This window comes from Methylobacterium sp. J-048 (assembly GCF_022829515.1).
GTDB lineage: Bacteria > Pseudomonadota > Alphaproteobacteria > Rhizobiales > Beijerinckiaceae > Methylobacterium.
The window spans coordinates 18547-39535 of sequence record NZ_JAKSYL010000296.1 but is presented as its reverse complement, the minus strand read 5'-3'; the positions used below and the strand labels follow the sequence as shown (position 1 = coordinate 39535).

Annotated in this window: 21 protein-coding genes; 10 read left to right on the top strand and 11 right to left on the bottom strand. The window is 69.2% G+C overall.

Annotated elements, in window-relative coordinates; all coding sequences use genetic code 11:
* The first annotated feature begins 130 nt into the window (after positions 1-130).
* The 5 genes from MKL09_RS30470 (at position 131) to hpnK (ending at position 5616) form a co-directional block, all read left to right on the top strand.
* Positions 131-1243, top strand: coding sequence for a flippase-like domain-containing protein (locus MKL09_RS30470; protein ID WP_244025689.1), 1113 nt, complete (start codon positions 131-133; stop codon positions 1241-1243).
* A complete protein-coding gene (locus MKL09_RS30465) occupies positions 1234-1848 on the top strand; it encodes a phospholipid-binding protein MlaC (protein ID WP_244025688.1) in 615 nt (204 codons plus the stop codon). Before MKL09_RS30470 ends, MKL09_RS30465 begins: the two co-directional genes overlap by 10 nt.
* Before the next feature lie 102 nt (positions 1849-1950).
* Positions 1951-3159: a bacteriohopanetetrol glucosamine biosynthesis glycosyltransferase HpnI gene (hpnI, locus tag MKL09_RS30460; RefSeq protein WP_244025687.1), complete on the top strand. Its 1209-nt coding sequence runs from the start codon at positions 1951-1953 to the stop codon at positions 3157-3159.
* A 56-nt stretch (positions 3160-3215) separates the two neighbouring features.
* Positions 3216-4649, top strand: a complete 1434-nt coding sequence (hpnJ, locus tag MKL09_RS30455; RefSeq protein WP_244025686.1) for a hopanoid biosynthesis associated radical SAM protein HpnJ — start codon at positions 3216-3218, stop codon at positions 4647-4649.
* Positions 4650-4773: 124 nt separating this feature from the next.
* Positions 4774-5616: a hopanoid biosynthesis-associated protein HpnK gene (gene hpnK, locus MKL09_RS30450; protein WP_244025685.1), complete on the top strand. Its 843-nt coding sequence runs from the start codon at positions 4774-4776 to the stop codon at positions 5614-5616.
* 58 nt (positions 5617-5674) lie between these two features.
* Here hpnK and MKL09_RS30445 read toward each other — a convergent pair whose 3' ends face one another.
* Entirely contained in the window at positions 5675-5920 is a 246-nt protein-coding gene (locus MKL09_RS30445) for a type II toxin-antitoxin system Phd/YefM family antitoxin (protein ID WP_409567020.1), read from the bottom strand.
* A gap of 119 nt (positions 5921-6039) precedes the next feature.
* Here MKL09_RS30445 and MKL09_RS30440 point away from each other — a divergent pair, with 119 nt between their 5' ends.
* Positions 6040-6915: a helix-turn-helix domain-containing GNAT family N-acetyltransferase gene (locus MKL09_RS30440; RefSeq protein ID WP_244025683.1), complete on the top strand. Its 876-nt coding sequence runs from the start codon at positions 6040-6042 to the stop codon at positions 6913-6915.
* A 15-nt stretch (positions 6916-6930) separates the two neighbouring features.
* Here the strand turns inward: MKL09_RS30440 and MKL09_RS30435 are convergent, their stop codons facing one another.
* On the bottom strand, positions 6931-9594 hold the full coding sequence (locus MKL09_RS30435; RefSeq protein WP_244025734.1) for an MMPL family transporter: 2664 nt from the start codon (positions 9592-9594) through the stop codon (positions 6931-6933).
* Positions 9595-10204: 610 nt separating this feature from the next.
* Between MKL09_RS30435 and hpnH the strand changes: the two genes are divergently transcribed.
* A complete protein-coding gene (gene hpnH / locus MKL09_RS30430) occupies positions 10205-11368 on the top strand; it encodes an adenosyl-hopene transferase HpnH (protein ID WP_244025682.1) in 1164 nt (387 codons plus the stop codon).
* Between the two features lie 418 nt (positions 11369-11786).
* Positions 11787-12437 (top strand): septal ring lytic transglycosylase RlpA family protein, encoded by a 651-nt coding sequence (locus tag MKL09_RS30425; RefSeq protein ID WP_244025681.1) that lies wholly within the window; start codon positions 11787-11789, stop codon positions 12435-12437.
* Between the two features lie 147 nt (positions 12438-12584).
* On the opposite strand, the gene MKL09_RS30420 is transcribed toward MKL09_RS30425, so the two are convergent.
* The 5 genes from MKL09_RS30420 to MKL09_RS30400 form a co-directional block, all read right to left on the bottom strand.
* The gene (locus MKL09_RS30420) at positions 12585-12893 is read right to left on the bottom strand and encodes a type II toxin-antitoxin system RelE/ParE family toxin (protein WP_244025680.1); all 309 of its coding nucleotides are present in this window, start codon (positions 12891-12893) and stop codon (positions 12585-12587) included.
* Between the two features lie 23 nt (positions 12894-12916).
* Complete coding sequence (locus MKL09_RS30415; protein WP_244025679.1) at positions 12917-13366, bottom strand: hypothetical protein; 450 nt, start codon at positions 13364-13366, stop codon at positions 12917-12919.
* A 105-nt stretch (positions 13367-13471) separates the two neighbouring features.
* Positions 13472-14254, bottom strand: a complete 783-nt coding sequence (locus tag MKL09_RS30410) for a hypothetical protein (RefSeq protein ID WP_244025678.1) — start codon at positions 14252-14254, stop codon at positions 13472-13474.
* 29 nt (positions 14255-14283) lie between these two features.
* On the bottom strand, positions 14284-14484 hold the full coding sequence (locus tag MKL09_RS30405; protein WP_092040591.1) for a hypothetical protein: 201 nt from the start codon (positions 14482-14484) through the stop codon (positions 14284-14286).
* On the bottom strand, positions 14481-15530 hold the full coding sequence (locus tag MKL09_RS30400; protein ID WP_244025677.1) for a hydantoinase/oxoprolinase family protein: 1050 nt from the start codon (positions 15528-15530) through the stop codon (positions 14481-14483). The genes MKL09_RS30405 and MKL09_RS30400 overlap by 4 nt, the downstream gene beginning before the upstream one ends.
* 21 nt (positions 15531-15551) lie before the next feature.
* Between MKL09_RS30400 and MKL09_RS30395 the strand changes: the two genes are divergently transcribed.
* Together MKL09_RS30395 and leuD are read left to right on the top strand one after the other, a co-directional pair.
* Positions 15552-16265, top strand: coding sequence for a HisA/HisF-related TIM barrel protein (locus MKL09_RS30395; RefSeq protein WP_244025676.1), 714 nt, complete (start codon positions 15552-15554; stop codon positions 16263-16265).
* Between the two features lie 65 nt (positions 16266-16330).
* Positions 16331-16933, top strand: a complete 603-nt coding sequence (gene leuD, locus MKL09_RS30390; RefSeq protein WP_244025675.1) for a 3-isopropylmalate dehydratase small subunit — start codon at positions 16331-16333, stop codon at positions 16931-16933.
* A gap of 16 nt (positions 16934-16949) precedes the next feature.
* Here leuD and MKL09_RS30385 read toward each other — a convergent pair whose 3' ends face one another.
* The 4 genes from MKL09_RS30385 to MKL09_RS30370 all read right to left on the bottom strand — a co-directional run bounded on the left by MKL09_RS30385 (position 16950) and on the right by MKL09_RS30370 (position 20969).
* Complete coding sequence (locus MKL09_RS30385; RefSeq protein WP_244025674.1) at positions 16950-18212, bottom strand: peptide-binding protein; 1263 nt, start codon at positions 18210-18212, stop codon at positions 16950-16952.
* Between the two features lie 54 nt (positions 18213-18266).
* Positions 18267-18503, bottom strand: coding sequence for a helix-turn-helix domain-containing protein (locus MKL09_RS30380; RefSeq protein WP_244025673.1), 237 nt, complete (start codon positions 18501-18503; stop codon positions 18267-18269).
* A complete protein-coding gene (locus tag MKL09_RS30375; RefSeq protein ID WP_244025672.1) occupies positions 18503-19108 on the bottom strand; it encodes a hypothetical protein in 606 nt (201 codons plus the stop codon). Before MKL09_RS30375 ends, MKL09_RS30380 begins: the two co-directional genes overlap by 1 nt.
* 178 nt (positions 19109-19286) lie before the next feature.
* Positions 19287-20969 (bottom strand): methyl-accepting chemotaxis protein, encoded by a 1683-nt coding sequence (locus tag MKL09_RS30370; protein ID WP_279606215.1) that lies wholly within the window; start codon positions 20967-20969, stop codon positions 19287-19289.
* Between the last annotated feature and the right edge of the window lie 20 nt (positions 20970-20989).

Here is a 20989-nt window from a genome sequence, read left to right as displayed (position 1 = left end):
CAAACGGGTGATAGACACCGGTAATCCGTGCTGCAACGTGGCAGAAACGTTCTTGGTCGCCCGGACCTATTTCTGCCGCGACCGTGACCGATTTCCCGCATCAAGCCATTTGCGAGCTTGAAAGACCATTATGAAGCGCCTGACGACCTTGGCCTCGATCGCCGGTCTCTGCACGGTCGTCGGCCTGTTCATGTCCTCCGGCCTGGAGGACGTGTCGGCCGCCGTGATGAGCGCCGGCTGGGGCGCCGCCCTGGTGGTGGTGGCCCGCGTCGCCGCCGTCGCCTGGGCGGGGCTCGGCTGGCACGTCGTGTTCCCGGCGGGCGCGGCGAGGCTCAGCGACTGCGTGTCGCTGCGGTTCGTCCGCGAGGGAATCAACACGCTGCTGCCGGTGGCGACCGTGGGCGGCGACTTCGTCGGCGCGCGGCTGATGTCCAAGCGCGGCGTCCCGGGCGCCATGGCCGGCGCCAGCATGTTCGTGGACCTGATGACGCAGGCGCTCACGCAGCTCCTGTTCACCGTTATCGGCCTCGGCCTGCTGGTCCTGATCGCCGGCGATGGGCCGATCGCCCGGACGGTGGCGGGCGGGCTGGCCGTGGCGGTGCCTGCCCTCGGCGCGTTCTACCTGATCCAGCGGCGGGCCGGGCACCGGATCATCCAGGGCCTGATGACCCGCTTCGCCTCGGGCCGCGAGTGGCGCGCTTTCGGCGCCATCGATCAGCTCTACGACAGCCTGCGCCGGATGTACGGCAACCACCGCCGCTTCCTTTCGGCCCTGGTCATCCATCTGGCGGGCTGGGTCATCGGCACCCTCGAAGTCTATGTGGGCCTGCATTTCATGGGCTACCCGGTCGATTTCGCCCAGGCCCTGGTGATCGAGAGCCTGGCCCAGGCGGTCCGCGGTGCGGCCTTCGCGGTGCCGGGCGCGCTCGGCGCCCAGGAGGGCGGATTGATCGCGCTCTGCGGCCTGTTCAACATTCCCGCCGAGGCGGCGCTCGCCCTGTCGCTGGTCAAGCGCTTCGCCGATCTCGGCGTCGGCGTGCCGGGCCTGCTGCTCTGGCACCGGATTGAGGCCAAGCTCACGGCCGAGACCGCCGCCGATGCGGATCGTGAGCCCGAGGCCGCGATCGGCCGCACCGCCAAGATGGTGCCGCAACCGGCGACCCTCGGCCCGTTCTACAGCTACGCCCCGCCCCGCATGGGTTCGCGGATCGGCGACGGCGAGGAGTTGAAGAAGTGCGCCTGACCCGTCGGCTCGCGGCCATCGCTCTGCTGGCCGCCCCCCTCCTCGCTCCGGTCTCGGCCTGGGCGGCGGACGATCCCGCGGTGCAGACCGTGCGCGACCTCTACGCGGCCTTCACCGCCGCCTTGAAGGACGGCCCAAGCCCCCTGCCCGCCCGGGTGGCCGCCGTGGGACCGGCACTGGAGAAGGCGTTCGACTTCCCGGCCATGACCCGCGTCGCCGTCGGCTCGAAATGGTCGGGCTTCACCCCCGAGCAGCAGACAGCGGTCACCGACGCGTTCAAGCGCAGCCTGACCGTGACCTACGCCAATCGCCTCGCCCGGGCGGCCGGCGGCAAGTTCGAGGTGACCCCGAAGGTCGAGGAGCGCGGCAGCCAGCGCGTGGTGCCCACCCGGGTCACCGCGGCCGACGGCGACGATTCGGCGGTCGACTTCGTGGTCAATGCCGGCAACCGCATCCAGGACGTGCTGCTCAACGGCGACGTCAGCGAGATCGCCGCCCAGCGCAACGCGTTGTCCGCCCCGCTGAAGGCCGGCGGCGCCGACGCGGCGGTGAAGTTCCTGCGCCAGCGCGCCGACGGCATGCTCGCCGCAAAACCGACACCGTGACCCACGACGCCGTGAATAGAACAGCTGTGCCTGCCGCCCTGACCGGGCCGCACGCGGCCATCGCCGCCTGAGGCGGCCGGACGACCGCACGGACCCGACCGGATGGACCTCACCTCTCTGGCACTCGCCGCCTTGTCGTGGCTCTCGCTGCTCTGCCTCCTCCTGGCGGCGGCGGGCGGCCTCTATGGGCTGGCGGCCGCCTATCTCGCCGGCCGGTTTGCCGCGCGGCCGGTGCCGGTGCTGGAACCGGGGGCGCCCCGCCCCTCCGTGACGGTGCTCAAGCCGCTCTGCGGCCTGGAGCCCAACCTGTACGAGAATCTCGAGACCGTGCTGCGCCAGGATTACGCCGGCCCGGTCCAGGTGGTGTTCGGCGTCCAGAAATCCGCCGACCCGGCCATCGGCGTGGTCGAGCGGCTCAAGCAGGCCTATCCCGACGCCCGCATCGATCTCGTGATCGACGGCCGCCAGCACGGCTCGAACCGCAAGGTCTCGAACCTGATCAACATGGCCGAGCGGATCGCCCACGACGTGATTGTGCTGGCCGACAGCGACATGGTGGTCCGGCCCGACTACCTGGAGCGGCTGGTCGCCGAGCTGTCGCAGGACGGCGTCTCCGGCGTCACCTGCCTGTATCACGGCGTCCCGGCGTTCCGGGGCCTCTACGACCAGCTCTCGACGCTGGCGATCGACGTGCAGTTCCTGCCCAACGTGGTGATGGGCCTGAGCCTCGGGCTCGCCAAGCCGTGCTTCGGCTCGACCATCGCGTTCACCCGGGCGAACCTCGACGCGGTGGGCGGCTTCCGCCGCTTCCGCAACGATCTCGCCGACGATTACGCCATCGGCGCGGCCCTGCGCGGCCTCGGCGGCAAGGTGGTGATCCCGAGCTTCACCATCGGCCATACCAGCGTCGACACCGACCTCGCCGGCCTGTGGCGGCACGAGTTGCGCTGGAACCGCACCATCCGCAACGTCGACCCAGCCGGCTATGCCGGGTCGATCGTGACCCACGCCTTCCCGCTGGCCCTGGTCGGCGCACTCCTGCCCGGCGCCGGCACCGGCGCCCTGGTGGTGGCCGGCCTGGCGCTCGCGGGCCGGATCGTGCTGTGCCGGCAGCTCGAGCGCGCCTTCGGCCTCGCGCCGCACCCCTACGGACTGTTGCCGATCCGCGACATCCTCTCGTTCATGAACTTCTCCTGGGCCTTCGTGTCGGGGGCGGTGACATGGAAAGGTCATGATTATCACGTGGTTGCGGATGGTACCCTGATCCCGGACGCCGACCTCGGCCGCGACGCCAGCGCACCCACACGTTGAACGCGGCTCCCGCTTCCTCACCCCTCCCCCGGCAACGCCCTGAGGCCTTGAACCCCATGCGCACGCTCTTCCTTCAGGCTCCCACCTTCGACGGCTTCGACGGCGGTGCCGGTTCCCGCTATCAGGCCAAGCGCGAGATCAAGTCGTTCTGGTACCCGACCTGGCTGGCCCAGCCGGCCGCCCTGGTGCCGAACTCGAAGCTGATCGACGCGCCCCCGCACAACATCAAGCTCCCCGAGATCGTGGCCCAGGCCAACGACTTCGACCTCGTCGTGCTCCACACCTCGGTGCCGTCGTTCAAGTCCGACGTGAAGACGATCGAGGCGCTGAAGGCCGCGAACCCGAAGCTGATCGCCGGCCTGATCGGCGCCAAGGTCGCGGTCGACGCCGCCGGCGCCATGGCCCAGGCCCCGGTGATCGATTTCTGCGCCCGCAACGAGTTCGACTTCACCGTCAAGGAAGTCGCCGACGGCGTCCCGATGTCCGAGATCAAGGGTCTGTCCTATCGCGATGCGAACGGCGTCGTGGTCCATAATGAGGACCGCGAGATCATGACCGACATGGATCAGCTGCCCTTCGTCACCAGCGTCTACAAGCGCGACCTGGAGATGGAGAAGTACTTCATCGGCTACCTGAAGCACCCCTACATCTCGTTCTACTCCGGGCGGGGCTGCAAGAGCCGCTGCACCTTCTGCCTGTGGCCGCAGACCGTCGGCGGGCACACCTACCGCACCCGCTCGGTCGCCCACGTGATCGAGGAGATCAAGTACTGCCTGAAGGAGTTCCCGCAGACCAAGGAGTTCTTCTTCGACGACGACACCTTCACCGACAACCTGCCCCGCGCGGAGGAGATCGCCCGCGAGCTCGGCAAGCTTGGCGTGACCTGGTCGTGCAACGCCAAGGCGAACGTGCCCCGTGAGACCCTGAAGGTGCTCAAGGAGAACGGCCTGCGCCTGCTGCTGGTCGGCTACGAGTCCGGCAACCAGACGATCCTGCACAACATCAAGAAGGGCATGCGCGTCGAGGTCGCAGAGAAGTTCACCCAGGATTGCCACGAGCTGGGTATCGCCATCCACGGCACCTTCATCCTCGGCCTGCCGGGCGAGACCAAGGAGACGATCCAGGAGACGATCGCCTTCGCCAAGCGGATCAACCCGCACACGATCCAGGTCTCGCTGGCGGCCCCCTACCCGGGCACCTTCCTGTACAAGCAGGCGGTGGAGAACGGCTGGCTCGACATCGAGAACGCCGAGCTCGTCGACGAGAACGGCGTGCAGGTCGCGCCGCTGCACTACCCGCACCTGTCGCACACCGAGATCTTCACGTCGGTGGAGGAGTTCTACAAGAAGTTTTACTTCCGCGCCCCGAAGATCGCCTCGATCGTCGGCGAGATGGTGCGCTCCCCCGACATGATGAAGCGCCGCCTGCGCGAAGGCGTGGAGTTCTACCGCTTCCTCAAGGAGCGCCAGGGCACCGCCAAGGCGGCGTGAAGTCAGGGGTCCGGGGCCCACGGCCCCGGCGGGGAGCGCGGGGTAGAGTCCCGCGTCTCTTCCCAGGGCTCCGCCCTGGACCCGCGAGAGGGCTCGCCCTCTCGACACCCGCTACGAGGTCGTCGTGAAGCGTCTTGTCGTTACGGCCGATGATTTCGGGTTGAGCCTCGAGGTCAACGAAGCCGTCGAGCAGGCTCACCGAGAGGGGATCCTCACCGCGGCGAGCCTGATGGTCTCGGCGCCCGCCGCCGCCGATGCCGTGGCCCGGGCGAAGCGGATGCCGTTCCTGCGGGTCGGCCTCCACCTCGTCCTGGTCGAAGCCTGGCCGACCCTGCCGGCGGCGCAGCTGCCCGACCTGACCGATGCCGCCGGCCTGATGCGGGCCGACATGGCGCGCGTCGGCCTCGATCTCGCCCGCAAGCCCGCGGCCCGGCGCCAGCTCGCCGCCGAGATCACGGCGCAGTTCGAGGCCTACCGGGCGACCGGCCTGCCCCTCGACCACGTCAACGCCCACAAGCACTTCCACGTCCATCCGCTGATCGCCGGCGCGGTGCTGCGGATCGGGCGCGGCTACGGCATGCGGGCGATCCGCGTCCCCCGGGAGCCGCGCCAGCTGCTCCGCCGGGCCGAGGCCAGCGCCCGGCCGCGCCCCGCCCTCGACATCGCGCCCTGGGCGGCCCTGCTCGCCGTGCGCGCCCGCCAGGCCGGCCTGCTGATCCCCGACCGCACCCTCGGCCTCGCCTGGTCCGGCACGATGACCCCGCCGCGGGTGGCGGCGCTCCTGGCGCAGCTGCCGGACGGCCTGACCGAGCTCTACACCCACCCGGCCACCGCCGGCGGTTTTCCGGGCGAGGCTCCGGGTTACCTGTATGCTGCCGAGCGCGACGCGCTGATCGCCCCGGCCTCGCGGGCAGCCGCCGACGCATCAGGGGCCGTCAGGGGCGGGTTTTCGGACTTTCTGGGTTAAACAGCGTCGCGCCGCTTCAGCGCGATGGCAAGAAGGATGTGGCTGTCGAGGATCAGCCTCACGACCCGGACAACGGCTGGATGAGGAAATCCTCAGGCAGGGGATCGTCGAAGTCGTCCGCGATGAAGCCCTGGCTGCGTGTGATCCCACGCGCCCGAAGAAACGCCTCCCCGGCCTCGATATCGAGCCCGCGTGTCCGGCGATGCGGCACTAGATCGAGCACCGGCTTGCCATCCCGCGTCAGGACGATGGTCTCGCCACCTTCGACACGCGCGGCGAGTTCCGCCAAGCTTGGGGCTGCCATTTCGAGCGCGATCGTCGTCATACGGCGAGGTTAGAGCGCGCAGCGTTCGAGGGGAAGATGCCGTCGAACAGACGCCGAGTGCGATTGATGGCTCATGTTGTCTGACTAAGGTCAGATAAATGAGACCTGATTCCATCGCCCGCTTCCGCCGCTTCGCCCGCGCCGTCACCGCGGAGGTCGGCGCCCTCGACAGCTCGTTCCTCGGCCGGGGCCGGCCCCTCGGGGCGGCCCGCGTGGTGAACGCGATCGGTGCGGGGCGGACCGATGTGGCCGAGATCCGCGCCTATCTCGGCCTCGATTCTGGTCTGATGAGCCGCCTGTTGCGCAGCCTCGAGGAGGAGGGGCTGCTCACCACCGAGCCTCATCCGGACGACGCCCGCCGCCGGGTCGCACGACTGACCGAAGCCGGGCAGCGGGAGTATTCGGCCTACGAGGACTTGTCCGACGCGCGCGCCTCCGCGCTGCTGGCGCGCGCGCCGCGTTCCGAGGAGCTTCTACGCGCGATGGACCTGGTCGCCCTGACGCTCGGCGGCGACCGGATCGCCATCGAGGAAGCGGATCCGCGTAGCGAGGCAGCCCGGTTCTGCCTGGAGGCGTATTACGGCGAACTCGCGCGCCGGCTGGAGACAGGGTTCGACGTCAAGCTGTCCTGCGATCCGGAAGCGGAGGCCATGGTCCGGCCGCGCGGCACATTCCTGCTCGCCATCGCGGATGGCCTGCCGGTGGGATGCGTCGGCCTGAAGGGCGGCGGCGGCCCGGTCGCCGAGGTCAAGCGGCTCTGGATCGATCCCGCAGCCCGGGGCTTCGGCCTCGCCCGACGCCTGATGCAGGCCGTCGAGGATGCAGCCCGGGACCTTTCGATCGCGGTCCTGCGCCTCGACACCAACATTGCCCTGCCGGAGGCCCTGGCCCTCTATCGCCGAACGGGCTGGGTCGAGATCGCGCGCTTCAACGACGACCCCTACCCCGACCATTTCTTCGAAAAGGCTCTCTGAGAGATCCGCGCTGACCTACTTGGCCAGCACCGGATCCGCCGAAGCGGTGCTCTTCCGCAAAGCGGCACCGGCGGCCTTCTCGCCCTCCGGACGGTCGTCGTCGGGCTGGGCCGGCGGCTCGCCCAGCGTCGCCGGCACCACGAAGAACGCCGCGATCAGGGTGAAGAACAGCGACAGCGCCAGCAGCTTGCCCATGCTGGCCGTGCCCGGGTGGCTCGACAGGACCAGGGATCCGAACGCGCTGCCGGTGGTGAGCGCCGAGAAGAAGATCGCCCGGGTCAGGCTGGACGCGAGCATGTCGGTCACCCCCGCGCGCCAGGCGATCACGTAGTAGATGTGGAACGCCACGCCGACCGCCAGCATGAGCGGCAGGGCGATGATGTTGGCGAAGTTCAGCGGCATGTCGATGATGCGCAGGAACATCAGGGTCCACAGGGTCGCGATCACCAGCGGGCCCAGGGTCATCGCCACGTCCCAGGGCTTGCGCAGGGCCACCGACAGGATGACGAAGATCAGCACGAAGGCGGTCACGGCCGCCTGCACGAAGGCGCCCAGGATGGTGTAGGTCGAGCGGGTGGTGGCGACGGGTGCGCCGGTGGCGTGCGGGGCGACCTTCAGCACCTCGTCCGAGAAGGTGCGCAGCACCTCGTCGTCGTTCGAATCACCCTTGGGATGGACCTCGATGCGGGCGCGCCCGTCCGCCGCGACCCAATCGGCCTTCAACTGGGGCGGCAGGTTGTCCAGCGTGATCTTCTCCGGGTGGAGCAGGTCGCGCAGGCGTTGCAGCAGCGGCACGAGATCCTTGGTCAGGGCGACGGAGGCCGCCTCGCGCAGCTGCACCGGGCCGCCTGCGAGCTTGTCGAGCGTCCCGGCGAGCTGCTTGGCGGTCTGCGCGCCCGCGGCCTCCTTGCCCTCGCCCGAGACGCCGTTCAGCGCCGTGGCGGCATCCTTGAGCGCCTTGACGTTCTCGGCATCGGTCGGCGGCGGCGGCTTGCGGCCGGGATTGAGCACCGGATCGAGGAGCTGCGCCGTATCGGCGATCGCCGCGAGCTTCTTGTCCTGGTCCCGCGGCACGAAGGTATCGACGCTGTTGATCGATGACGTGACCGGAAGCGCCGCCAGCGTCTTCGTCAGGGCCGGAACCGCATCGACGTTGGGCGCCAGCACGTCGATCAGGTTCGGGCTGGTCTCGGGGTTCTTGATCAGGTCGAGATAGGTGGCGATCGACTCCGTCTTGGTGCTGCGCAGGTGCATCGGGTTGGAGTCGAACGGCAGGTGCCACAGCAGGGGCGCCCCGGCCAGGGTCACCACGCCGACGGCGATCAGGATCGGTTTGCGGTGGCGGATGATCCAGGGATCGACGCCCACGAGCCATTCCGTCTGCACCGCTTGCTTCTCGCCCTTCGGCTCGAACACCGCGATCAGCGCCGGCAGCAGCGTCAGGGCGAACAGGTAGGCCACGACCATGCCGACGCCGGCGATCAGGCCCAGTTCCGAGACGCCCCGGAAGGCGGTCGGCAGGAACGCGAAGAAGCCGGCGACCAGCGACACAGCGGCGAGCGTCAGCGACCAGCCGACCCCGCGGGCGGCGGCCCGGATCGCGCTCTGCAGGTTCGGCTGCTGGTAGCGGTCCGCCCGGTAGCGCACCGAGAACTGGATGCCGAAATCGATGCCGAGCCCGACGAACAGGGCCGCGAAGGCCACCGAGATCGGGTTCAGCTCCTTGACCATGACGAGGCCCAGCGCGGCCGTCACGACCAGGCCCGCGAAGGTGGTGATCAGGACCGCGCCGACCAGCTTGCCGGAGCGAAGCGCCAGCCACAGGAACAGCACGATCGCCCCGACGATGATGCTGTTGTTGAGGCCCGCATCCTCCGAGAGCGTCGCGAATTCCTCGTCCGCCACCGCGACCGTGCCGGTCAGCCGCATGCGCAGGCCGTGCTCGGAATCGATCTTGAGGTCCTGCGCGACGTTCCGGATCAGCTTGGTCGCCTGGTAGCCGGGCTCCAAGGCGTTGAAGTCCAGCACCGGCTGGATGATCACGAACTTCATCTTGTCCGTGACGCTGCTCTCGCCATTGGCCAGCAGCTCCTGCCACGACATCCGCGCCGGCTTGCCGGCCAGCACCTTCTGCAGGGTGGAATCGATCTGCCCCATGGGCTTGTCGAGGTCTTCGAGCTTGGCGTCGCCCGTCTTCACGCCGCGCGCGCCGAGCGACAGGACCCGCATCACACCGCGTAAGGACGGATCTGCGGCGAGCGGCCCAAGCAGCCCCTGCTGCTGGGTGAGTTCCTCCAGCGTCTTGTCGAGCTGGGCCTGGGGCATCAGCAGCAAGCCGTTCTTGTCGAAGAACGGGCCGCCATCGGGCCGGTAGACGGTCTCGATCAGGTTCTTGTGGGCGGTCAGCGCCTTGGCCAGGTTGGCGGCCGCCTCCTCGGTCTCCTCGGGCGTCTCGCCGTTGATCACCGCCACGATCGTGTTGCCGCGCTGCGGGAACGCCGTCTCGAAGTTGATCTCGTCCTGGCGCCAGGGCTCCTTCGGGTCGATCAGCCGCTCGACATCGGTGTTGATGCGGAACAGATGCGCCGCGACTCCGAGGCTCGCGATCGTGATAAACGCCGTAAGGGCGATCACGCTCCACCGATACCGCACCGAGAACGCGACGAGACCTTCGATCACGAGCACCCTGCCTGTTCGCCCCGGACGCGCCCCATGCGCGACCGGCTCATCCCAACCGTCCCGGCCGGATCGGCGCGACCGGGCTCGGACGCCCGCATGAAAGCCGCCTCACGATCCGCGCGAACGCCCTTCGGATCCGGGGAACGCTGCATCGCCCAATCTGGTCGCCCGATGCGCGGGCGCAAGCCACACCGGTCCGATGCGGCTCGCTGCACGGCCGCCTCGTTAGGGGCCACCCCGGGGCCACCCCTTGCATCGCGGCCACAGGGCTCAGTAAAGAGGGCGATCCCAGATTGCAACGCGAGGGCCTCGGCGCGGTCCTCGCCTGGGCGGATGTGCGATAGCGCACTGCAATCGCGGGATGAGGACGAAAATCTTGGGATTTCGGTCGCATTGCCGACGCAATGCACGTGCTGTCCTCAACCGTCAGGCGACCCGACCGGCCGATCCACTCCATGTGGCTCGGTTGCGTCAGGAGCAGAATTAGTCGTCATGGCCCGCCGAAACAGGGCTGTTTCAGATTAGTTCCAAGCTAGGGCGCTGGAATTCGAGTTTTTTTCGCGGTAAGCACCCCGACGCCCCGGGGCCGACGCAGTAAGGAGCCGCAATCTTGGGTATCCCCCTCCGGTACGTCGCGAAGATCGGCGGCTACATCCTCAAGCAGCACCTCACGGGCCGCAAGCGCTACCCGCTTGTGATGATGATGGAACCCCTGTTCCGCTGTAATCTCGCCTGCGCCGGCTGCGGTAAGATCGATTACCCGGACGAGATCCTCAACAAGCGGCTGCCTGTCGCCGACGCGCTCGAATCAGTGCGCGAGTGCGGCGCCCCCGTGGTGGTGATCGCCGGCGGCGAGCCGCTGCTGCACAAGGATCTGCCGCAGATCGTGCAGGGCATCATCGACCAGAAGAAGTTCGCGATCGTCTGCACGAACGCGCTTCTGCTCGAGAAGAAGATCAAGGACTACAAGCCGAGCCCGTACTTCACCTGGTCGATCCACCTGGACGGCGACCAGTCGATGCACGACCAGTCGGTGTGCCAGCGCGGCGTCTACGACAAGGCGGTCGCGGCCATCGCCAAGGCGAAGGAGATGGGCTTCCGAGTCACCATCAACTGCACCTTCTTCAACAACTCTTCGCCCGAGAAGATCGCCGACTTCTTCGACAGCGTGACCCGGATGGGCATCGACGGCATCACCGTCTCTCCCGGCTACGCCTACGAGCGCGCCCCCGACCAGAAGCACTTCCTGAACCGCAAGGCGACCAAGGAGCTGTTCCGCGGCGTCTTCCGCCACGGGAAGGAGAAGGGCCGTGAGAAGTGGACCTTCCAGCAGTCGGGCCTGTTCCTCGACTTCCTGGCCGGCAACCAGACCTACCATTGCACCCCCTGGGGCAACCCGACCCGCACCGTGTTCGGCTGGCAGAAGCCCTGCTACCTGCTCGGCGAGGGCTACGCGGCGACCTTCAAGGAGCTGATGGAAGAGACCGACTGGGACGCCTACGGCACCGGCAACTACGAGAAGTGCGCCGACTGCATGGTCCATTCGGGCTACGAGGCCTCCTCGGTGGTCGATTCGGTGCGCAAGCCCTGGAAGCCGCTGGTCCACGCGATCCGCGGCATCAAGACCGACGGCGCGATGGCGCCCGAGGTCAGCCTGGAGAACCAGCGCCCGGCCGAGTTCGTGTTCTCGCGCAACGTCGCCCAGAAGTTGTCCGAGATCAAAGCGGCCGGCGTCGACACCAAGCAGGAAGCCCGCAAGCGCACCGCGGCCTGATCCGCCCGCATCGGATTTGTCGGTAAAGACCCGCGGCCTCACGGCCGCGGGTTTTTCTTTGCGTGAATCGAGCGCCACAGGCGGCTGCATCGGTCGAGCGGACCGCACGGGGTGCCGTCGACACGCAGAACCGAACGCCCGGCTGTCCGATCGGCAAGCTCGGCCGATAGGCTACGTCCGAAGGATGATCCCGCTCAGACGGCGGTTTTAGCAGTTGTGTGGAACTCAGGCGACTGAAACGATTTATGCGTCCGTCGATTATCAATAATCACGGGTGAATGCTATGGTCGGGCCTGGCGGCGAAAACAGACGAAGCGTCGCTCGCGCCCTGCTCTTAGCTTCGATCCTGTCGGTTCCAGCCGACGCGGCTCGGGCTGATCCATCGCCGGGCATGGAAAGCCGATCCGGCCTGGATCAGGTGAACGTCCTGAAGCGGGAAGCACCGGTCTTCACCTATCGCCAGTTCACGACGCAACTGCCTTCCCTGTCAGCATCGCTCGAGGATACGGATCCGCCGGAGGCGTCATCCTTCAGCCTGCCCGCGCAACCGACGTTTCCGGCATCGGCCCATCCGGCCGGTCAGGAACAGGCCGGTCTCATGGGGCGCTTCGGCCAGACTGTGGATCCCGTGTCGGCACAGGATGGGCTTGCCGGAGCGCGATCTGAGCCTTCGAGCGCCGAGCCTTCCAGTGCAGAGCCGTCGACCGCGGAGGCCGTCGCAGAGCAGCCGGCACCGCCCGATCCTCAGACCGGACACGATACGGCGACGGCCAAGCCGAGACTTCTCGGGAGCGGCCGGGCGAGTTGGTACAAGCACTCCGGTCGGACAGCCAGCGGCGAAAAATACGACCCGAACAAGCTGACGGCTGCGCATCACACCCTGCCGTTCGGGACGAAGGTGAAGGTCGTCAACACCCGTAACGGTCGCTCGGTCATCGTTCAGATCACGGATCGCACCAACGAACACACCAAGGCCAAGCGGACCTATATGATCGATCTGTCGCGCGCGAGCGCCCAGAAGCTCGGCATCGAGGGCATCGGCCGCGTCGCCCTGTACCAGATCGATTGAAGCGGACCGCGTCCTCCGGACCGGATGCCGGGGTGATGTCGAGCCTGTCATCCCGCCGCCCGGGCGATTGAGACCGTGTCGGCGGTGATCGTGCCCAGGTCGCGCTCGCCCGAGTCTTGAACGACGGGAATTTGGCCTCGTCCCATGTCACGGCGCCTGTTGCGCCCTGTGTTTCACGCGCAGGATCTCCGCGATGTGCGCTTCGGGACGCACGCGATAGAAGACGATGTAATTCCGATGCGCGATCAGCTCGCGCACGGCGTCCGGCAGGCCGGGCCGTCCCGGTCGACCGAGGTTCGGGTAGCGTGCGAGCGGCAAGGTCTTGTGGTGGAGCGATTGGGCAAAATTGCGTGCTTTGCTCGGGTCGTCCTGGCCGATGTACCGAACGATGGCGCGCAGATCCTCGCGGGCCTTCGGTCGCCACGCGATCCGGTAGGACGCCTTCGCGGGCGGCATCGGTCAGGCCCGGCGGCAATTCTTCAGGTCCGCCCGGACTCGGCCGCAAGCTCAGCCAGGTCGTCGCGCAACTCGGCCATGAGCTCATTGTGCGAGAGGTTCGGCCGCGGGTCGTCGATGGAGTCCTGAATTTCGGCGGCGAGCCAGTCCGAATAGGCTGCGGCTTGGTGGGCTTTGCGCATGGCCTCGGCCCGGCCCCGATTGCCGGGTGCTGGTACCTTCTCGGCCGGGGTCCAGGCGCTGGCGTCAAAATGGCCGACGGTAATGCCGAGGCCGCGCAGCACGTTCAAGGCCGCGAGTGGATTGCCGAAGCGGCGCGGCTCGCTGCTACGGGCCTTTGCCAGCACGGCGGCTTTTCCGCTGCGTGTGGCAATCTCCACGAGGAACGTCCCGCCCTCGCCTTTCAGCGTCACGCCCGCCACCCCGCCTGCAACCTTGGTGGCGCGGAGCTGCTCGATGGTCATGCTCCGCATGAGTCGCGCTCCCGAAACGATCCTCTCAATGGAGGACAGGTACGCATGTTTCCTATGACACGTGCAACTGACTACGGGTTGAACGCAGGTCACCCTTTGCCAACCTCACCCTGCCCGGATGCGGCGCCCCACGAACAGCCACGGCAGCACGCAGGTCGCCGACAGGGCGATCGACACGGCGTAGGCGGTGCCCATGTCGATCCGGCCGAGCAGCAGGTGGATGCACACGTAGAAGGCCAGCACGCCGAATGCGCCCTGGGCACTGCCGCGCACCACGTCGAGGGAGGCGCGGACGCCGTCCTGGAAGCGGGCGAAGGCGATGAGCGGCCAGGAGATGATCGGGATCGGCGCCAGGAGCCCGCTCAGTCCGGAGCCGAGATGGGGCGCGAGCCCCGAGACCAGCAGCACAAGCGCGGTCGCCGCCGCGAGACGTGCCGGCATGTCCCAGCGCGGCGGCCGCGGGCGGCGGAGCGGCGCACCGGACTCGGCCGTTCGCGGGCCCAGTGCCACCACGAGCGCCATGGCCGGAAGGTCGATCGCGGTGGCGAGCCACAGCCCCGGCTGGATCAGCCCATGCAGCACGACTCCGCCCAGCACGAAGGCCGACAGGGCGGCGCAGAGCACCGGAACCGGGCCCATCCGCGGGGCGCACAGGGCGTAGGCGAGGTAGCAGAGCGTCACCGCCCCGAGCCCCTCCACCGAGCCGATCGCGGCCTCGGCGGCGAAGCCCTCGCCCTGCTCGACGGCGAGGTAGATCGAGATCGGCGCCGAGGTGAGCGGCAGGCCGGAGAGCAGCCCGCCGACCAGGCTGCCCCAGCGGCGTGATGCCGCCGACACTGCCCACATCAGCGTCGGCGTGATGGCGATCTTGGCGGCGATCAGGCTCATCGCGGGTCCCTGATCCGCCCCGCCCCGTCTCAGGCCGCCTCCGGCGGCTCCCCGTCATCCGGCTCGGCGGGCGAGTTCAGCATGTCTTCCAGCTCGTCCACGAGCCGGTCGATCTGGTCCTCGGTGGCGAGCACCTTGAGGACCTCGCCGGTTTCGGTTTCCACGGCCAGCTCGATATGCGGTCCGACCCGGCTCGTGAGAACCCGGGCCAGGATCTTGATGGCGCTCATGCGAATGCGTCCTCCGAGGCGATGAGGCCGACGGCGACGGCCGGCCCGCAGGTCGAGATCCAGTCGGGCTCCCCGGCGATCCGGTCGTGCAGCAGGCTCACGAGCCGGACGGCCTCGCGTCCGAGCCGTTCGGCCAGGTGCGGCCCGAGAAAGGCACCGGCGCCGCAGACGACGAGGGGAGCCGCCGGGGCGAGGTCGGGCCGGCTGAGCAGGGTGGCGGCGGCGTCATGCAGCAGCCGCAGCTGCGCCTCGGCGAAGTGGGCCGCCAGCAGCGCCCAGGCCTCGGGCGTGCCCTCCCCGCGGTCCCGCCCGACGATGCGGGCGAGCCGGGTCTCGCTCTCCGCCACGGACTTGCCCTTGCGGTCGCCGCTGGCCTGCTGGTCGGCGCCCTCGGGGAGCAGGCCCAGGATCCGGTACACGTCCGCCATATGGGCGAAGGTCTCGGTCATCAGCCGGGTGCGGCGGCCCGCGAACGGGACGTGGTCGGCCAGCGCGATCACCGGCGTGCGCACGATCCCGGTATAGACCAGCTCCCCCGTCTCCAGGCGCTCGGCGTCGCTGTAGCCGGCGGCGGCCGGGCGGCCGTGGACGATCGGGATCAGGTCGGCGGTGGTGGAGCCGATATCGACGAGCAGCGCGTCCGGGGTGTGCCGTCCGGCGAGCGCCGCGGTGGCGTGCCAATTGGCCGAGGCCACGTCCGCGGATACCGAAGCGGCGGTCTCCGGGGCGACGAGGCCGGAACGGCCGGCATAGATCCGCACGCCGCCGGACAGGTGCTTCTCCGCCCAGCCGGAGAGCGCCGCGACGCCCTCGCGCCGGTCGGCGAAGCAATCGGTCAGCTCCCCCGTCATGGTCACAGCGTGCCGGGCTGCGCCGCGGGCCCAGTTCGGAAGGGCCGCCAGGGATCCGTCGAGGGCCGCGACCCCCTGCCAGAGCGGGCACGGGACCTGGGCCGCCGCGACCACCCGGCCGTCCTCGACCAGAGCGGCCTTGACGTGGACCCCGCCGAGGTCCCACCCGATCGTCTTTGCCCCTGGCATACGCATATGACCGCGACGAGCGCCTCAATGAATGACGGAATCGGGCGCCCCGGCTTCGCGGTGATCCCGGTGCTCGACCTGCGCGGCGGCCGCGTGGTGCGGGCGCGCCGGGGCGAGCGCTCCTCCTATGCCCCGATCGAGACGCCCTTGGCAAAGGGCTCCGAACCCGCCGCCGTGGCGCGCGGACTGCTCGACGCGTGGCCGGCCGAGACCCTCTACGTCGCCGATCTCGACGCGATCATGGACGGCGCCGGGCCGGATCTGGCAGCGCTGGAGGCCATCGCCAGGGCCTGCCCGGGCATCAACCTGTGGGTCGATGCCGGCTTTGCCGAACAGGCAGGCATCGCGGCGTTCCTCGCCACCGGCTTCGGGCGGCCGGTGATCGGCAGCGAGAGCCAGACGGATGCCGGGCTGGTCGTCGGTCTCGGGGATCGCGCCGTGCTGTCCCTCGACACGCGCGGCGCCGAGCGCCTCGGCCCGGACGCGCTCCACGACGATCCGTCGCTCTGGCCGCCGGACGTGATCGCGATGACGCTCGCCCGGGTCGGCGCCGGGGCCGGTCCCGATCTCGACGCGCTCCGGGCCCTGCGGGCGCCGGGCCGCCGGGTCTACGCAGCCGGCGGCGTGCGCGGGCCGGACGATCTGCGGGCTCTGCGCGCGGCCGGGATCGCCGGGGCGCTGGTCGCCTCCGCGCTCCACGACGGCACACTGCAATACGCCGAGGCCGGGGATCCGGCCTGACGCTTCCGGGCCGCCCCCGAGGCTGCTAAACCGGCGCCAGACCCAGCCTTCAAGAGCCTCGAACGATGGAAAAATTCACCACGCTGGAGGGCGTCGCGGCGCCCATGCGGATCATCAACGTCGACACCGACCGGATCATCCCGAAGCAGTACCTGAAGACGATCAAGCGCACCGGGCTCGGCAAGGGCCTGTTCGCCGAGATGCGCTACAAGGACGACGGCTCCGAGAACCCGGACTTCGTGCTCAACAAGCCGGCCTACCGGAACGCCAAGATCCTGGTCTGCGGCGACAATTTTGGCTGCGGCTCCTCCCGGGAACACGCCCCCTGGGCGCTGACCGATTTCGGCATCCGCTGCGTGATCTCCACGAGCTTTGCCGACATCTTCTTCAACAATTGCGCGAAGAACGGCATCCTGGCGATCACGGTCTCGCCGGAGGACCTGGAGAAGCTGTTCGAGGATGCCGAGCGCGGCTCGAACGCGACCCTGTCGGTCGATCTGGACGCCCAGACCATCAAGGGGCCGGATGGCGGCACCCTGCATTTCGACATCGACAGCGGCCGCAAGCACACCCTGCTGAACGGCCTCGACGAGATCGGCCTGACCCTGCAGCGCGGCGCGGCGATCGACGCCTACGAGCAGAAGCTTGCCGCGCGGGAATGGGCCTGATCGGTCTGGTCGGACCTCAAAACGGCACGACGGGCGCCTCAACCTGAAGGCGGCGGCCGTCACGCTCCAGATCGAGCCGCCGAACTGTGCCGGGGTGGCCTCGAAGCACCTCCCAGGCGAGTTCGGGCGCCGCGCCGCTGAGCGGCCGGCCATCGACTGCGACGAGGCGGTCACCGGGTTCGACGCCCGCGACGAGGTGCTGCTCGTTCCGCTCGGCGACCCGGCTCACCGCGTAAGCGTCGCCCTGGCGCACCAGGGTCAGGCCGATGCCGTCGAGGTCGTGCGGGTCCGCGGGCCGCTGGCGCTGCCAGGTGCTCAGGCCGGCGGCGTAATCAATCGTCAGCCGGAAATCTGAGAGCACGTTCCCGCCGAGCCAGCCCGCCAGCGGGATCGGCGCCGGCTTCTGCCACAGGTCCCAGAACAGTTCGCCGACGAGCGTGTCGCCGACGCGCCCGAGCATCGGACCCGTGCCGAGGGCGCCCAAAGCCGGCAGGACAAGGTCGCCGAGGGCAAGGTCGGGCAACCGCACCAGCGTGCCGTCCCGCTCCAGGCCGAGATCGGCCATCGCGAGATTGCTGCGCCCCACCGCACCGTCGGCCCGGTGCCACGCGGGGTGGAGCCGCAGCAGCCCGGCGACGGCGCTGCCCCGCAGCCACGTGTAGGGCGCGCCCGCATCGAGAACGAGCGGCAGGACCGTATCGCCTACCCGAGCCTCGACCGTAGCAATCCCGCTCGCCGGATCGACCCGGATCGGAACTGGGACGCCCGCGGGCTTCAGGGTTCCGGGCGGGGCCAGGGTCAGGGTCCGGGCTGCCGGATCGAGCACGATCGCGAAACGGCGCAGGACGCTCGCCGGCAGGACAGCCTCGACTTGGCGCGGTGCGAACAGCAGGTCGAACAGATCCCGGCCGTCCAGCTCTCCCGGACCGTCGGTCACGGCGGCCGCCGCCACGGTGATCCCGATCTCGCCGATCCGGAACGCGAGGTCGCGCCCCGCCCCGATGCCAAGTTCGCGATAGAGGTTTTTCGACAGGATGACCGTCGGCGCGCCCATGTTGACCCAGGCCAGCACCCGCCTTTCGCGCCCGTCCGCCCTGGCGAAGACGAGCTCGACCAGAGGACGCTCGGAGCCGTAGACGATCGGGACGCGCGTCATCGCCGCGTCGGATACCACCGGCCGTGCGACGGGCGCACCGTCCAGGCGGGTGGGCTCGGTGCAGGATGCGGGCAGCAAGGCGGCCAGCCCGCAGACGAACATGCGCAGGGAGCGACGCGACACGGCATGGGTCTCCGATCCGCGGAACGGCGGTGCGATTGGGGAGGTCGGCGAGCCTCAACCGGCGCGGCGCGGGCGCTCGGTCGCGTGATCGGGCAGGTATTCCAGCAGGTCGCCGGGCTGGCAGTCGAGCTCCCGGCAGATCGCGTCCAGCGTCGCGAAGCGGACGCCCTGCACCTTGCCGGATTTCAGCAGCGACAGGTTCGCCTCGGTGATGCCGATCGCCTGGGCCAAGTCCTTGGAGCGGCGCTTGCGCTTGGCCAGCATCACGTCGAGGCGCATGACGATCGGCATCAGACGAATCCGTCGAGATCGCGCGCGATGGCGTGCCCGATCCGCGCGACCTCGGCGAGGGCCGCGCAACAGGCCGCCAGCACGACGGCCTGCAGCGACGACGCGTGAAGCCAAGCCAGGTCGACCCCGTGCCCCGCCAGCAGGACGAGACCGTGCCCCAGGGCGGGCGCGAGCGCGTAGGCCGCCAGGCCGAGGGCGATGCGGCGCATCCGGGCCGGTGCCGTCGCCCCGAAGGCGATCCCGATGCCGAAGTCCCGGGCGCAGGCGCGCGCCTCGGCCAGGATCAGGATCACCGGCAGGGTGTCGAGGACGAAGGTGGCGGCATAGGCCCAGCGCGTCGCCCGGGGCAGCGCCCCGAAGGGCACGAGGCCCGGCATATCGGGGGGCGGCGGACCCAGGAAGGCGGCGCCGGGCGCCAGCCACAGCCACGCATCGCCGGCGAGGAGACCGCAGGCCAGCACCGCCCCGGCGAACAGCACCGTCAGTCCCAGGGCGACCGTCAGCAGCCAAGTCAGGCATCGCCCCTGGCGGCGGAGAGCCGGATGTGGCGCGTCCGCGGGTTCGGTGGGCACCGGCGCGGCAGGCAGGGGGACGACGTTCGGCATGCGTAGGGATCGACTCGCTTCGATGGCAAGAATTATTGCGAGACGATAATTATTTGTCAAACAGCGACGTGCCCGGCGCTAAGGCAGCTTCGCTGCCGTGGCGCCTTCTCAGCTCCGAGGGCGCCCATTCGGCCCTCGGAGGATGGGGCCCTGAATTCGGACCCGTCGGCGCTCTCCGTTAGGCCGCCTTCACGTCGGCCAAAAAAGTCGCCACGACGCGGCCGAGGTCGTTGGAGTTCTGCGAGAGGTCGCGGGCCGCGCCGAGCACCTGGGTTGCCGCGGAGCCGGTCTCGCCGGCGGCACGCTTGACGTCGACGATGTTGCCGGTGACCCTCTCCGTCCCGGAGGCGGCCTGCTGCACGTTGCGGGCGATTTCCTGGGTGGCCGCCCCCTGCTGCTCGATCGCCGCCGCGATCGCGGTCGAGCTGGTGGCGATCTCGCCGACGATGCGGGCGATCGACTGGATCGCCGAGACCGCGTTGCCGGTCGCCATCTGGATCTCGCCGATCTGCGCGCCGATCTCCTCGGTGGCGCGGGTGGTCTGCCCGGCCAGTTCCTTGACCTCGCTCGCGACGACCGCGAAGCCGCGCCCCGCGTCACCGGCTCGGGCTGCCTCGATCGTGGCGTTGAGCGCGAGCAGGTTGGTCTGGCCGGCGATGTTCGAGATCAGGGCGATCACGCTGCCGATCTTCTCCGCGCTCTCGGCGAGCACCTGCACGGCGCTGTTGGTCTGGCTCGCCTCGTCCGAGGCCGCGCTCGCGGCCTGGGCCGCCCGGTTGACCTGACTGTTGATCTCCCGGGTCGAGATCGACAGTTCCTCCGTGGCGGCGGCCACCGTCTGCACGTTGGCAGAGGCCTGCTCGGCGGCGCTCGCCACCGTCTGCGCCTGGGCGTCGGTCTCCTCGGCGATGCCGGTCATCGACTGGGCCGTCGCCTCGAGTTCCGTGGCGGCGCCGGCCAGAGCCTGGGTCAGGCCGGAGACTTCGGTCTCGAAACGCTTCACCACCGCGTCGAGATGGGCGGCGCGGCGAACCTTGGCCTCGGCTTCCCGGGCGGCGGCCGCGTCGCCGGCGCGCTTGGCGATCAGCGCCTGCTTGAACACCTCGACCGCCGCGGCCATGCGGCCGATCTCGTCGCGCCGGTCGCTGCTCGGAACGGCCACGTCGAGATTGTCGCTGGACAGCTCACCCATCACGAGGGTCATCGTGCGGGTCGGGACGGCGATGAGCCGGGTCAGAAGCAACGCGCCCGCGACGGCGCTCGCCAGAAGGGCGATGAGGGAGATCAGCGTCGCGAGGTGAGACGTCGAGAAGGCTTCGGCCGCGTCGGCCTGACGGGTCGTGAGCAGGGCGCGCTCGGTCGATTCGATCTCCGCGACCTTGGCCCGGATCCCGTCCACGAGGGCCTTGCCGGCGCCGCTGGCTTCCCGCGCGCGGGCCTCGGCCTGCTTGCCCGGCTGGCCCATCAGGGCGATTTCGGGCTCGGCGATTTCGGATTGCCACCGCTTGGCCAAGGTCTCGATTCCCGCGATGCGGGGCTGCTGTGCCGGGTTGTCAGCGGTGAGCGTCCGCAGCCGTTGCACGGCGGCCTCGAAGGCTTTCGCGCCACTCTGGTAAGGCGCCAGGAACACCGGGTCGCCGGCGACCAAATAGCCCCGCAGCCCGGTCTCGCGATCGACCATCGTGGTGATCAGGGACGCGTTCACGTTCAGGACGTCGTAGGTATGTTCCGACCAGCCGATCGATGTTTGAATGAATGAAAGTTTCCGATAGTTGGTCAAGCTGCTGACAACAACAATCAATATCAGTATTGCGAACGCGCCGACGACCTTTTTCGCGATCGATAGATCTGACAGACGCATAATTCGTGTTCCTCCCGATC